The organism is Burkholderia gladioli (assembly GCF_000959725.1).
Classification (GTDB): Bacteria; Pseudomonadota; Gammaproteobacteria; order Burkholderiales; family Burkholderiaceae; genus Burkholderia; species Burkholderia gladioli.
Genome location: NZ_CP009322.1, coordinates 482605 through 497605, shown reverse-complemented (window position 1 = coordinate 497605; position 15001 = coordinate 482605). Strand labels below are relative to the sequence as shown.

Here is a 15001-nt window from a genome sequence, read left to right as displayed (position 1 = left end):
TGAAATCGACTGATTAGTGCGCGGCAACGGTGTCGTCCGCATCGGTGCGGCGAATCGCGAAATAGGCGCCCATCGCCTCGGCGGGCAGCGGCTCCCGCTCGAGCGGCGCCGCCGGCGCGAGCGCATCCGACCGGGCCTCGCCGATCCAGTAGCGGCGGCGCGCGTAACGCACCGGGCCGGCGCGCGGCACGGTGTCGGCGCGCAGCGCATCGGGCACGCCCTCGTCGCTGACGATCAGGTGCGCGTTGTGGCCGCCCAGACCGAACGCGCTGATGCCGGCCCGCAGCACGCCGTCCACGCCCGCCCAGGCCTGCAGCTCGCGCACCGGATAGAGCGGCGAGGCCTCGAAATCGAAGCGCGGATTCGGCGTGTCGCAGTGCAGGGTCGGCGGCAGCGCGCGGTGCGCGAGCGAGAGCAGCACCTTGACCATGCCGGCCGCGCCCGCCGCGCTGAGCAGATGCCCCAGGTTGCTCTTGACGCTGCCCACGCCGCAGGCGCGCGCCGCGCGGTGATGCGGCGCGAGCACCGCGGTCAGGCTGCGCAGCTCGATCGGATCGCCGATCAAGGTGCCGGTGCCGTGCGCCTCGACATAGCTGATGCTGGCCGCGTCGACCGCCGCGTCGGCGATCGCCAGTTCGATCAGCTCGCGCTGCCGCTCGGGGTTCGGCGTGGTGATCCCCATCGTGCTGCCGTCGGCATTGACGGCCGAGCCGTCGATCACGCCGTAGATCTTGTTGCCCTCGCGCACCGCGTCCGACAGGCGCTTGAGAATCAGCACGCCGCATCCCTCGCCGATGCCGATGCCGTCCGCGCCTTCGTCGAAGGTCCGGCAGCGCCCGCCCGCCGACAGGATGCGCGCGCTGCTCAGCAGCAGGAACGGCCCCTCATCGAGCAGGATGTCCACGCCGCCGGCGATGGCCAGCGAGGACTCGCCGCTGCGCAGGCTCTGCGCGGCGAGATGGATGGCCGTCAGCGCGCTGGCGCAGGCCGTATCGACCACCACGTTCGGGCCGCCGAGGTGGTAGCAGTGCGAGAGATGCGCGGAGATGAAGTTCTGGCCGACGCCGATCACCGCCTTGCTGTCGAGCTGGGCGAGCCGCGACGAATAATTGCTGGTGCGCGAGCCGCAGAACACGCCGACTCGCCGGCCCCACACGTCCTGGCGGGTATAACCCGCATCGGCCAGCGCCTCGGCGCTGACTTCCAGCCACTGCCGCGCGAGCGGATCGACGCCGGGCGCGACCGCCTCCGGAATGCCGAAATAGCCCGGATCGAAGGACTCGATGTCGTCCAGGAAACCGCCCTGGTGCGTCACGCTCTTGCCGTCCGCGTAATCGGGGCCGCCGTAGTGCCGCGCGACGCTCCAGCGCGAGGCAGGCACCTCGCCGATGCAGTCGCGGCCGTCGCGCAGGTTGCGCCAGAAGGCGTCGATGTCCTGCGCGGCCGGGAAATGGCAGGCCATGCCGACCACCGCGATCCGCTCGCGCGCGCCGCCGCCCGCCCGCGGGTCGCGCGCGGGCGCCGGGCCGGCCTCGCGAGGCGTATCGGCCGAACCGGCCGGCTCGGCGGGCTCGACCGGGCCGGGCGCGACGACAGCCTCGCTCGCGGCCGCATCCCGCCGGCCGCCGCTCACCGCGAGCATCACCGCCTCGCGACAGCTTCCCAGCAGATACGCCGCCAGCCGCGCGACGCTCGGGTGCTCCAGCAGGGCCGAGGGATCGAGGTGGGTGCCGGGCAGGCCGGCGTCGATACGCTTGACCATCTGCGCGAGCATGATCGAGTCGACGCCGTAGTCGTCGAAGCGGCGTTCGACATCGAGCGCGTCGTGGGCGATCTTCAACTCGTCGCCCACGATGCGCGCGAGCCAGGCGCTCGCCGCCGCCCCCGGGTCCGCCGGCGCCGCGCGGCCGGCTTCGGCGGACTTGTCGACGGCCACCCCGGCATCGCCGCCGGCCGCGGCCTGCGCCAAGCGCGCCGGCTCGCTGCTCGCCCGCGCCGCGCGCACGCCGCCGAGCGCGGCGAAGGCGAAGCGGGACGGATCGACCACCAGCGGCGTCACCACCGGCCCGGTCGCCCCGGCGAGGATCGCATCGAGAAAGGCCAGCCCTTCCTCGTCGCTGCAGGCCAGCAGGCCGCCGTCGCGATGCGCGGCACCGCTGGCCGCGCCCATGCCGGTATCGCGCCAGCTCGGCCACTGGATGCTGACGCAGCGCGCAGCGCGCGGCCCGAAACCGGCCTCGGCGACGTGGTCGAGATAGGCGTTCGCCGCCGCGTACTCGGCCTGCCCGACCGCGATCGCCGGCAGCGCGGCCGAGATCGACGAACACAGCAGCACGAAGCGCAGCGGCCGGTCCGCGAAGGCCGCCCGCAGCGTCTCGACGCCGGCCACCTTCGGCGCGCTCACGGCGGCGACCGATTCGGCCGTCTTGCGCACGAAGGCCGGTGCCTCGAAATCGACGCGGCCGGCGCAATGGATCAGGCCGAAGGGCTCGCCCAGTTCGGCGCTCAGGGCCTCGACGGCGGCCCGCCAGGCAGCGAGATCGGTCAGCGGCGCGCTCGTCACGCGCACCTGCGCGCCGAGCGCCTCGAGCGCGAGCAGGTCCGACAGCTTGCGGCGCAGCAGCGGATCCTCGGCGCCGGCGGCAAGCGCCGGCCAGCTCGCGCGCGGCGGCAGCGGCCGCTCGCCCGCGAGCACGAAGCCGCGTACGCCGTGGCGCGTCGCGAAGTGATGCGCGAGCCGCATGCCGATACCGCGCGTGCCGCCGGTGATCCACAGCACGCCGTCGGCCGGCCAGCCCGGCTCGACCGATTTACCTTCCGGTTGCCGCGCCGGCGGCTCGATCCAGTCGAGCACGGCGCGCTCGCGCACGCCGCCCCGGTAGCGCACCTCGGGCATGCCGTCGTCGGCGGCGAACTCGGCCACGATCTGCGCGATCAGCGCGGCGCGGTCGGCGCCGGCATCGAGATCGGTATCGACATGGCGCGAGACCACGCGACGGTATTCGCTCTGCAGCATCCGATACAGGCCGCTGCGTGCCGCGCCGGCCAGCGACGGTCGCGGGTGGCCCGCGAGCCCGGCGGTCCATTGCTGCACCATCAGCGGCGCCTCGAGCGTCGCGTCGGCATGCTCCACCAGGCGCTGCAGCCAGCCGAACCAGGCCGCGTGGTGGCCGGTCGAGGAGACGGGATCGAGCGCGCTCAGGTCCAGGCAGCCGCGCGAGCCTCGCCAGTGTTCCGCGTGCGCGGGCGCCGCCGCGAGTTCGTGGTCGAGCCAGATACGCGCGTCGGGCAGCTCGCGCGCGAGCGAGGCGGCGAAATCGGCCAGTGCCGGCGTCGCCAGGATCTCGACCCGGCCTTCCACGCGACGGCCAGCCGCGAGCGGCGCCGCGTGCCATTGCTTGGCGGCCAGCGCCGCACGACGCCCCGCCGCGGCCGCCGTGGCACGCGCGGCGCCCGGGCCGGCCTGCCCGGAAGTGGGCGGCGGCGTGGGCGTGCCGAAACGCTGCCGGGCGAACGGATAGGTCGGCAGCGGGATCCGCCGGGCCGGTCGCGCTCGCCAGGCGGACCAGTCGGCCAGGCCGCCGGCGCTCCAGGCGGTCGCGCGGGCGGCGGGATCGAGGCCCGCATGGGCCTCGATGGGCGGGCGCGCCTCGCCGCGTACCGGCACCAGCCGCTCGGCCGCGCCGCTCGCGAGCCAGGCCGACAAGGCGCCCTTCAGCGCCGCGAGATCGGGCACCGTGAATGCGACGCGATATTCATGCGCCGTGCGACCGACCTGCAGGGTCCAAGCAAGGTCGCCCAGCGCGCTGCGCGCTCCCTCGCCCTCGAGGAAGGCCAGCAGCCGCCGCGCCACGGCCTCGAGCTGCGCGGGCTGGCGCGCCGACAGCGGCACGATCTCGAGGCCGCCGGGCAGCACGGCCTCGATGGCCTCGCCGGCCTCGGGCACGGCTTCGGCCTCGACTACCAGGTGGGCATTGGTCCCGCTGAAACCGAAGGCACTGAGTGCCGCGCGGCGCATCCCGTCCTCGCCGGGCAGCCAGGGCCGCGCCTGCGTCTCGACACGGAACGGGCTCGCCGCGAAATCGACGTGCCGGTTCGGCTGCGCGAAGCCGCTGACCGGCGGCAGCGTCGCATGGCGCATCGCCAGCAGCACCTTGATCAGCCCGAGCGCGCCGGCCGCAGCCGTGGCATGGCCGATATTGGCCTTCACCGAGCCGATCGCGCAAAAACTCCGCCGCGCGGTGAAACCGCGAAACGCCTCGGTCAGCGCATGCAGCTCGACCGGATCGCCGAGCCGGGTGCCGGTACCGTGCGCCTCGACGTACTGGAGGGCCTCGGGCGACAGCCGCGCCGCACGATAGACCTGCGTCTCCAGGCGGCTCTGCGCCAGGAAGCTCGGCGCGGTGATGCCGGAGGTCCTGCCGTCCTGGTTGGTGCCGATCGCGCGGATCACGCCGTACACGTGCGCGCCCTCGGCGCGCGCCCGCTCGGCCGGCATCAGCACCACCACGCCCATGCCGTCGCCCACCACGATGCCGTCGGCGCCGTCGTCGAACGGGCGGCAGGCGCCGCTCGGCGACAGCATGCCGGCATTGCGCATCATCACGAAGGAAGCCGGCTGCGTGTAGAGCGTGATGCCGCCCGCGATCGCCATGTCCAGCTCGCCGGCACGAAGCTTGTCGCAGGCCAGCGAGATCGCGACCAGGGCCGACGAGCAGGCGGTGTTGACCGTCATCGCCGGGCCGCTCAGGTTCAGGTGGTAGGCGATCCGCGAGGACAGGATCGCGCCGTCGTTGCCGAGCATCGCGTGATGCGAGAGGCTGTCGGCGCCGGCCACGCCCATCGAGCCGATGAAGGTGCCCACCTCGCGCGCCGCCAGCGAGGCCGGATCGTAACCGGCATCCTCGATGGCGGCGTGGATGCCCTCCAGCAGGACGCGCTGCGAGGCGTCCATCTGTTCGGCCTGGACTGGCGAGATGTCGAAGAACAGCGGATCGAAGGCATCGATGTCGTCGGCGAATCCGGCGCGCAGCGACTGCGCGTCGATCTCGTGCGCGGCCAGGTACTCGCCCCAGGCGGGACGGCGCGCGGCGACCGAATCGAGATGGATCTCGCCGCGCGCGACCAGCTTCCAGAATGCGGCCGGATCCTGCGCGCCCGCGCAGCGACAGGCCATGCCGACCACGGCGATGCCGTCGCGAGCCGGCTGCGTGCCGGGCAGCAAGGCTTCCGGCGATGGGCCGGGCAGCCCCTCGTGCCCCGCGCCCGGCTCGAGCGCCGGCCCGGCGGGTCGCGAATCGGCTCGTGCCGCGGGCACGCCCGCCAGCGCGACGGCCGCCTCGGCAGGCAGCGCCGCCACGCGGGCGCCACGCGTTTCCAGGTGCGCGGCCAGCGCCTGCGTGTCGTGGAACTCGAACATCACGCTGGTCGGCTCGTGCAGGTCGAACGCGACGTTGATCGCCTCGAGCAGCCGCACCGCGAGCAGCGAATCGACGCCCAGTTCGGCGAACGAGCGCGCGGCGCGCAATTCCGCCGGGCTCACGCCCAGCGTGTCGATCATCACGCGCTCGAGCGCCTCGCGCACCGTCGCGGCGCGCGCTCCGGCCGACGGCGCGGCGGCGGGCTGCGGCGCGGGTGCCGCCTGCTGCACAGCCTCCTTTGCCGCCTCCCTGGCCGGCGCCTGCCGCGACGCGGCCGCCATCACCGCCGCGGTCAGGCCGATATCGCCGCTGCCGTCGCGGCGCGCGAACAGGTCGGCCAGCGCCTCGCGATACGGCGTGCGGCGCGCGATGACGGCCGCGTTCGCGGCGCGCAGCGCCTCGGTGGATCGTCCATGCCGGTCGACGACGATGCGGAACAGGCAATAGCTGATCCAGTTCTGCCGCAGCGATACCGCCATGTTCGCGAAGTTGCGCGACGAGCGTCGCGCGGCTTCGGGGAAGTGCGCGATATTGCGCTCGACGTCGGGATCGAACACGTAGTTGGCGATCCCCTCGCTGAGATCGACCAGGTCGTCGATCACCAGCCCCTGCTCGGCCAGCACGTTCGCCCATTCGGCCTGCGGAGAGATCGCGATGTCCACCTTGTCGTCGACGATCGAGCCGCGCAGGTTCGCGATGAAGTCCATCAGCAGGATGCTGCCGGTGGGCGCGAGCGAGCGCCGGATGTTCGAGAACAGGGCCGTCTTGTCGGCGATGTGGCAGCTCACCTCGAAGCCGATCACGAGATCGTAGCGATGCGGGAAGGCGTCGCGCGAGCTGTCGGCATGGCGGATCCTGACGCGTTCCGCGATACCGAGATTGGCGATCCGCCGATTGCCGAGCTCCGCCTGCGCCGGCGTGATCGTGAAGCCGTCGGCGTGCAGCGCGGGGTGCCGCAAGGCCAGCTCGATCAGATCGCTGCCGCAGCCGCAGCCGATGTCGAGCACGCGGCCAACGCGCTCGAAGCGCTCGTGGCGGAACGTCACCGCGCGCATTTCCTTCTGCTTGTCGAGCACCTGGCGATACTCGTCGGGATAGGCTTCGGGCGCGCTCAGCACGCGCGTCATCGAGAAGCCCGGCTGCTCGCGCTCGAACGGGCAGAACGTCAGGTATTCCTCGTGATAGGTATCGGAACGGCGCTGCGCGTCGAAGGTGTAGTACTCGGCGGCCTTGTCACCCGGACCGCCCGGACCGCCCGTGCCGCCCGTCCAGGCCGGCGATGCTTCGGCAGCCGGCGGCTGGCCGAGCGGACGGCGCGCGAACGGATAAGTCGGCAGCCCGGCGAGACGCCTCGGCCGGCCGCCTCGGTGCAGCACCGCATCGTCCGTGCGCAGCCCCTCGCACCAGTCCCGCGCCTGGCCAGACAGCGCCGATGCCTTCGAGAGCGCCGCGCTTCCCGCTTCCTCCATCCCCTCGTCCGCCACCTCGCCGACATAAACGCCCTTGCCTGCCAACGCGGCGCCCTCCGCGCCTTCCAGATACGCGTCCAGCGCCGCCATCAGCCCCAAGCGTCCCTCCTCCGATCCTCCCGCCCCCACCACCATCGCCAGCCGATAACGCATCGCCTCCCGCCCCACGTCCAGCGTCAGCGACAAGGCGTCCAGCTCCACCTCCGCCCCGGCCTCGCCGCCCAGCCAGGCCCGCAGGCGACGCGCCGATTCCCGCAGCGCACCCGATTCCCGCGCCGACAGCTTCACCAGCCACTCCCGCCTCGCCTCCTTCCCAACCGCGCCCGACGCCGCCTCCGGCGCCTCCTCGATCACCACGCACGCATTCGTCCCGCTCATCCCCGTCGCGCTCACCAGACCGCAGCGCGCCACCCCCGCCCGCTTCGGCCACGGCTGCGCCCCGGCACCCAGGCTCAGCGCCCCATCGCCGATCCGCAGATCCGGGTTCGCCACCTCATGGTTCGCGATGCCCAGCCGAAGCTCGTGCCGCAGCGACGCGCACATCGCAATCACGTTCACCACCCCCGACGCCGCGAAGGTATGCCCGATCTGCGGCTTCACCGAGCCCAGCACCCGCGTCTGCGTCCCCTCATTCAGCCCCTCATTCAGCCCCTCACCCAGCGCCTCGCACAATGCCCGCGCCTCGATCGGATCCCCCAGCGGCGAACCCACGCTGTGCGCCAGCACCGCCTCGATCCGCTCCGCCTCGACCCCGCCCCGCTCCAGCACCTCGCTGATCAGCGCGCGTTGCGAACGCGCGCTCGGCGCCGTGATGCCGTTGGTGCGACCGTCGTAGTTCACTCCGCTCGCGCGAATCACCCCGTGGATCGGGTCGCCGTCCGCCTGCGCACGCGCCAGGTCCTTCAGCACCACCGCCGCCACCGCCTCGCCCGGCACCATGCCGTCCGCGCGCGCGTCGAACGCATGGCACTCGCCGCTCGACGACAGCATCCCGCCCTGCGTCAGCGCCACGTAGGTGAGCGGCGAATTCAGCACGTTCACGCCGCCGGCCAGCGCCAGTTCGCATTCGCCGCGCTGCACGCTCTGGCAGGCCGTGTGCACCGCCACCAGCCCCGACGAGCAGGCCGTGTTGATCGCCAGGTTCGGCCCCTTCAGGTCCAGCACGTACGAGATCCGCGCCGCCAGGATGCCGTTGTGGTGGCTGGTCGCCAGGCCGTCGGCCGCCTCGCCCGGCACGCCTTCCTCCACCCCGATGAACACCCCGCAGCGGCTGCCGCGCAGCCGCTCGCCCGCGTAGCCGGCATCCTCGAAGGCCCGCCAGGCTTCCTCCAGGATCAGCCGCTGGCGCGGGTCCATCCACTGCGCCTCGCGCGGCGAGATCTCGAAGAACAGCGGGTCGAAGCCGTCCAGCCCCTCGATGAAGGCGCCGCGATGGGTGGCGATGCGATTGGACGCCTCGCCCGGGCCGTTGAAGTACGGCCGCCAGTCCCAGCGCGAGGCCGGTACTTCGCCGATCGCCCGGCGTCCCGAGCGCAGCAGTTCCCAGAGCTCGCCCGCGTCGTTCGCCCCCGCCGTGCGCACCGAAACGCCAATGATCGCTACCCCGCCCTGATCCGGCCGTGTCGCTTCGCTCCGGTTCGCGGCGAAGGCATTGGCGGGCCGCGCCGTGCGTGCGCGTGACGTGGAGGCGGGCCGAGCGAGATCGGCCCGCGCCGCGGTGGGCGGCACGGCTGCCCCTCGCGTATCGGCGCGCCAACGTTCGATCAGCGCCTCGCGCGACGCCGCGGACAGATGCGCGACGAGCGCCACGATGGTGCTGTGGTCGAAAAACAGGTCGGGCGTGACGTCGATGCCGAAACGCCGGCTCAACCAGCGGCCGAAATGCGCCAGGCCGATCGAATCGAAACCGAGATCGGCGAAGTTCGCGGTATCGCGCAAGCGCTCGCCGGAAAGCTTCAACAAGGATTCGACGCCGGCCCGGATGCCGGCATGCAGCCAGCGCTGGAACGCATCGGTTGCGTCATGGTCGGCCGCATCTTGCAGCGGAGCACTCATGGTTTCGTCTTCCTCGTCATGAAAGCCGGTGGATATCGAGCCGGCCTGCTCGTCCTGGCGCGTCGCGCCCAGGCGCGCGAGGAAGCCCTCGACGCGGGCGCGATCGCCCGCCAGCACCAAACGCTGCGCGGCGCCCGAGGCCAGCGCGCGCTCCCACGCCGCCAACCCCTCCTCGCGCTCCAGGTAACGCTGAGCGCTGCTGCGCAGGTACTGCTCGATCGCCTCGCCCTCCTGCGCGCCCATCCCGCCCTCGCGCCACAGCGGCCACGCCACCGACACCGTCCGCCCCGAGCGCTCGCCCGCCTCCACCCGCGCGTTGCGATACGCCGCATACGCCAGTTGATACGCGTTCGCGCCCGCGTAGTCGCCCGCACCGCTGTCGCCCAGCACCGCCGCCGACGACGAGAAGCAACAGAAGAAATCCAGCGTCTCGCCCGCCGTCGCCGCGTCCAGCGCCTGCGTTCCCGCCACCTTCGGCGATATCACCGCCTCCACGTCCTCTGGCCTGCGATCCTCCAGCGTGCCTCGCGTGGCCACGCCCGCCGCGTGCAGCACGCCGTGCAGCCCGCCCCAGCGCGTGCGAATCGTCTCCACCACCCCGCGCAGCGCATCCTCGTCGGCCACCTCGGCCGGGAAATACGCCGCGTCCGTCGCGCCATGCGCGCGCAACTCGTCGAGCAGCGCGTCGATCTCGCCATCCCGCGCGCGACGCCCGACCAACGCCAGGCGCGCGTGGCAGCGCCGCGCCAGATGCCGGGCGAACAAGCGTCCCAAGCCACCCGCGCCGCCCGTGATCAGGTACACGCCGCGCTCGCGCAGATCCGCCGCAGCCGGCGCCGGCGCCACCGCGCGCCAGCCCAGCGTCTCGCGCCGGCCCGCGCGCTCGCGCAGCACATCCGCGCCGCTCGTCTCGCGCCAGATCCGAACCACCGACTCCGCATCGGGCAAGCCGCCCTCGCCGAACAGCACCGACGCTCGTAGTTGCGGCATCGACAGCCGCAGCGAGCGAACCAGCCCGATCGCGGCCTGGTCGCCGCAGCCCTGCGCCTGCGCTTCGTCCCAGCTACCCAGCACCACCAGCCGCCGCAGCGCCACCGCCTCGGCCCGCGCCGCGCGCAGCAGCGCGTGCAGCTCGGCCAGGCTCGACGGATCGCCGCGCCATCCGTACACGATGTCGACGGCACCCTGCGCGCTGGTCCCGGCGTCGCAGGCGGCCAGCAGGTCCCGCAGCGTGGCCTCGTCCATCGCGGCCACCTCGAAGTGCCGGCGGCCGAGGCGCCCGTTCAGCGCGCCGCGCGTCACCCGGATCAGCTCGACCGGCGCGCCGTGCTCGCGCAGGGCACCTTCGAGCGCATGCGAGGCGCCCGCGCTCTCGGCGAAATGCAGCAGCCGCACCGGTTCCGCATCGCGCTCCGGCGCCCGTGCCGCGTCAGCCGCCGCGTCGGGCGCGGGAAGCCACGCCGGCTCGTACTCGAGCAGCGGCATCGCGACCGCCTCGACGACGGCGGCATCGTCGCGCGCCACCCAATGCAGCTCGCGCGCGAACGGATAGGTCGGCGCCTGGATACGCCGCGGCAAGGCCCCCGGCGGCACCGCCATGCGCCAGTCCACCTCGAGGCCCGCGGCCCAGGCCCGCGCCAGCGACGACCACTTGCGCTGCGCGATCCAGCTCGCGATCATCGTGCGCGCGTCGTCGTCGCCGTTGAGCAGCCGGATACCGTCGCGCTCGCCTGCCGCCTCGGCCACATGGATGCCGTCGAAGCGCGTCTCGCCGTCCAGGAAGCGACGCAGGCGTTCGGCCAGCTCGTCGAGACTCGCGACCACGAAGGCGACGCGATACGCCATCGCATCGCGGCCGACCTGCAGCGTCCAGGCCAGCTCGCGCAAGGCGGGACGCGCCGTGCCGGCGCCCTCGACGAAGGCGAGCAGGGCCAGCGCGTAGTCGCGCAGGCTCGCGGCGCTCCTGGCCGACAAGGGCACGACGGTCTGCACGGGCAAGGGCGCGGCCCGGTCGCCCGCCGCCGCGTCGGCGCCCGGGCGCGCATCGAGATACTCCTCGACGACCAGATGCGCGTTCACGCCGCCGAAACCGAAACTGCTGATCCCGGCGCGACGCGGCACCGGCGCGCCGCGCGCATCGCTCAGTCGCGTCCAGGCGCGGTTCTGCTTCAGGATCTCGAAAGGCGTGCCCTCGAGTTCGATATAGGGATTGGTGTCCTCGCAATGCAGCGTGCCGGGCAGCACGCCGTGGCGCATCGCCAGCAGCACCTTGAAGAGGCCCGCCATGCCGGCCGCGACCTCGAGGTGGCCGATGCTGCTCTTCACGCTGCCCAGCGCGCAGTGGACGCGTTCGACGCGTGCCTGCTGCTGCTCGTAGAGCGTCGCGAAGGCCCGCTTCAGGCCGTTGATCTCGGCCGGATCGCCGAGCGAGGTGCCGGTGCCGTGGGCCTCGACATAGCTCACGGTGCGAATGTCGAGGTTGGCGCGGCGATAGGCGTCGGTCAGCAGGGCCGCCTGCGCCTGGACATTCGGCGCGGTCAGCGAGGCCGCGCGACCGCCGTGGTTCACGCTGACCGCGCGGATCACGCCGTGGATGGTGTCGCCGTCCGCGATGGCGCGCCCGAGCGGGCGCAGCAGCATCGCGCCGACGCCCTCGCCGCGCACATAGCCGTTCGCCTCGCGCGAGAAGGTCTTGCAACGCCCGTCGGGGCTCAGCATGCCCGCCTTGGAAAAACAGATATGCAGCTCCGGCGAGACGATGGTGTTGACCCCGCCGACGAAGGCCTGTTCGCAATCGCCCGCCTCGATCGCCCGCATGGCGCGATGCACCGCCACCAGCGAGCTCGAGCAGGCGGTCTCGACCGGCTCGCTCGGGCCGTGCAGGTTCAGCAGGAACGAGATGCGGTTCGGCGCCATCGACGGCACCGCCCCGGTCGCGCTGTAGCTCTCGATCGGCTGCGAGGCGCTCTGGCGGTAGCCGCCCGGGCCGATCGCGAGGAACACGCCGGTGCGGCTGCCGGCGATCGACTTCGCCGAATAGCCGGCATCCTCCATGGCGGCCCAGACGTGCTCCATCAGCAATCGCTGCTGCGGATCCATCAGCTCGGCCTCCCTCGGCGAGATGCCGAAGAATTGCGAATCGAACGCGGCGATCTCGTCGATGAAACCGCCCCAGCGGATCGTGGTGCGATTGCCCGGCTCGTGCGGGTCGCCGTGGATCGCCCGCCAGTCCCAGCGCTCGGCCGGGATCTCGTCGATGCAGTCGCGCTGCTCGAGCAGGTTGGTCCAGAACGCGTCGAGCGAGCGAGCGCGCGGAAAGCGCCCGCTGAAGCCGACGATCGCGACCGCGCCGGCCGGCATCGCGTCGAGCGCCAGCGGTGTCGGTGTCGGTGTCGGTGTCGGTGTCGGTGTCGGTGTCGGTGCCGATGTCGACGCCGAGCGCGGCGCCGGCCCGGGCGTCGCGACAGCCGCCGCGACGCCCTCGGGCAGGCCAACGGCGGCTGCGCCGGGATTGGACTCGCGATTCGACTCGCGATGGGGTTCGGGATCGGGCTCGACCTGCCGCCGCGCGGCCGGCTGCACCTGCAGCGCGGCGGCGAGCGCGGCGCCATGCTCGGCGAGCAGGAAGCCGCGCAGCGCGAGCAGCGAGGGGTATTCGTAGAAGATGGTCGGCAGCAGCTCGACGCCGAGGCGCTCGCCGATCCGGTTGCTGAATTCGGTCAGGCTGATCGAATCGAAGCCATAGGCGCTGAAGTCGGTCTCGGCGTCGACATCGGATTCGCCGATGCGCAGGATCTCGCAGACCGCGCGCGCCAGCGCCGCGTCGACGCGCGCGCCCAGCTCGGCGGCATCGGCAATCGGTGCGGGAGCGGGCACGCCCGCCGCGGCCGGGGCGGCACCGGCAACCGGCTTCGCCTGGGCCGGGCCCGCGACCCAGCCACGGATGCGCTCGGCATCGCCGCACAGCACGACCACGTGATCGTGCGGCGCGGCCATCGCGCGCTCGAAGCCGAGCATGCCGGCCTGGCGCTCGAGCATGGCGAGCCCGTAGGCGCGGCGCGTGCGGCGCTCGCTGGCGGCGTCGACGTTCATGCCGCCCGTGCGCCACAGCGGCCAGTCTATCGACAGCGTGCGTCCGGCGCGCCGCCCCTCGGCGACCAGCCGGTTGCGCTCGATCGCGAAGGCGTCGAGCAGGGCATTCGCGCCGGCGTAGTCGGCCTGCCCCGCATTGCCCCAGATACCGGCGATCGAGGCGAACAGCACGAAGAAGTCGAGCGGCGCATCGGCCGTGATCGCATCGAGCTCGACGAGCGCGGCGGCCTTCGCGGCGAAGACATCCCTTACCGCGTCGGCCGTCTTGCTCTCGACATAACCATCGCGCAGCACGCCGGCGGCATGGATGATGCCGTCCAGATGCCCATGCCGCGAGACGATCGCCTCGTAGCAGGCGCGCAGCGCGCCGGCATCGGTGAGGTCGACGCGGCGATGTTCGAGGTTCGCCCCGCTCGCGCGCAGCCGGGTGAGCCAGGCCTCGTCCTCGGCGGAGGCGGCCGTGCGCGCGCTCAGCACCAGCGTCACGCCGCGCGTGGCGGCCGCGTGCTCGGCGAACAGCCGCCCCAGCCCGCCCATGCCCCCGGTGATCCAGTAGACGCCGCCCGAGCGGAAGCACGAGCGGGGCACGCGCGGCGCCGGCAGCGCGAGCTCCACGAAACGACGCGCGCCGCGACGGCCCCGCGCGTCGTAGCGGACCTCGACATCGCGATCCTCGGGCTCGCACAGCTCGGCCGCCACCGCCTCGCATGCCGCCTGCGCGGACAGCGTCGGCGCGAGGCGCAGGATTCGCGCGCGCAGCCCCGAATACTCCTGGCGCAAGGTCTTCAGCACCGCCGAGAGCGAGGCATAAGGCCAGGCGCGCGCGTCGTCGCCGAGCACCACCATCACCGCGCGCGCACGCTTGCCGTTCGGCATCGCGCGCAGCGCATCCAGCAGCGCGATCACCGGCTCGGCCAGGCGCTCGCCGCGCAGCTCGCCCGCGTCGTCGACCAGCGCCTCGAGCGAGATCGCGGACGGCGCGAGCGCGCGCAGGCGCGCATCGAGCTCGGCGCTCAGGTTCGCCACGGCCAGCAGCGTGTCGGCCCAGGGCGCCTCGCCCGGCGCCGGCGCGGGCAGCGGGCTGTCGAGCCAGTCGGTGGTGCCGAACAACAGCTCGGCGCTCGCCTCGCGCGCGATGCGCCGGCTCGCGAATTCGCGCAAGGACACGCACACGGCGCCGCTCTCGTCGGTCAGGTCGATGTCGAACTTCAGCATCTCCTCGCCATGCGCGAGCGGATCGCTCCAGCGGGCCACGATGCAGCCCGTCTCCGGCGTGCGCGCATGCACGATCACCTCGCGCACCGAATACGGCAGGTAGCTCGCCTCGACGCTCGAGTCCAGATCGTCGAGCAGCAGGCCGAGGGTCGCCTGCAGCGCGCCGTCGAGAATCCCCGGGTGCAGGTCGAACGCGGCCGCCTCGGCATGCTCCGTCGCGGGCAGCCGATAGGTCGCGAACACCTCGGTGTCGCCGCGCGAGAGCTGCTCGATGCAGCGGAAGCTCGGGCCGTAGCGCATCTCGTGCCGCGCGAAGAAGGCGTAGAAGGCGTCGCCGCGCCAGGCGGGCCGGCAACGCCGCGCCAGCGCGGCCAGGTCGAGCCGCGGCGCCGCCTGCCCGAGCCCGGGCAAGGCTTCGCGGCCGAGGATCTCGCCGTCGCAATGCAGGATCCCGGCGGCGCCGGCCTCGCCGGATTCGCCGCGTACCGCGAAGCGCGCGCGTTCGCCGCCCTCGTCGATGTCGATACGGATCTCGCGGGGCGTGGCACCGACCACCACCGGCGAGCGCCAGACCACGTTCGCCAGTCCGCCGACGCCGTGGCGCAGGCTGTTGAGCGCCGCCGCGCGCGCCATCTCGAGGTAGGCGGTACCGGGCAGCACGGCGTCGTCGAACAGGCGATGGTCGCGCAGGATCGCGTCCTGCTCGTGCAACGTCGTTTTGAACGTGTGATTCGTTTCCATGCGACCTCG

The 15001-nt window shown here is 72.9% G+C and carries 1 protein-coding gene; it reads right to left on the bottom strand.

The genetic code is table 11. From position 1 onward, the window contains the following. Positions 1 to 13 precede the first annotated feature (13 nt). On the bottom strand, positions 14 to 14992 hold the full coding sequence (locus BM43_RS42470) for an SDR family NAD(P)-dependent oxidoreductase (RefSeq protein ID WP_045577435.1): 14979 nt from the start codon (positions 14990 to 14992) through the stop codon (positions 14 to 16). Positions 14993 to 15001: the final 9 nt, after the last annotated feature.

Excerpts from the sequence above, each read along its gene's own strand:
- BM43_RS42470 (WP_045577435.1), bottom strand. The coding sequence starts at position 14,992 with ATGGAAACGAATCACACGTTCAAAACGACGTTGCACGAGCAGGACGCG.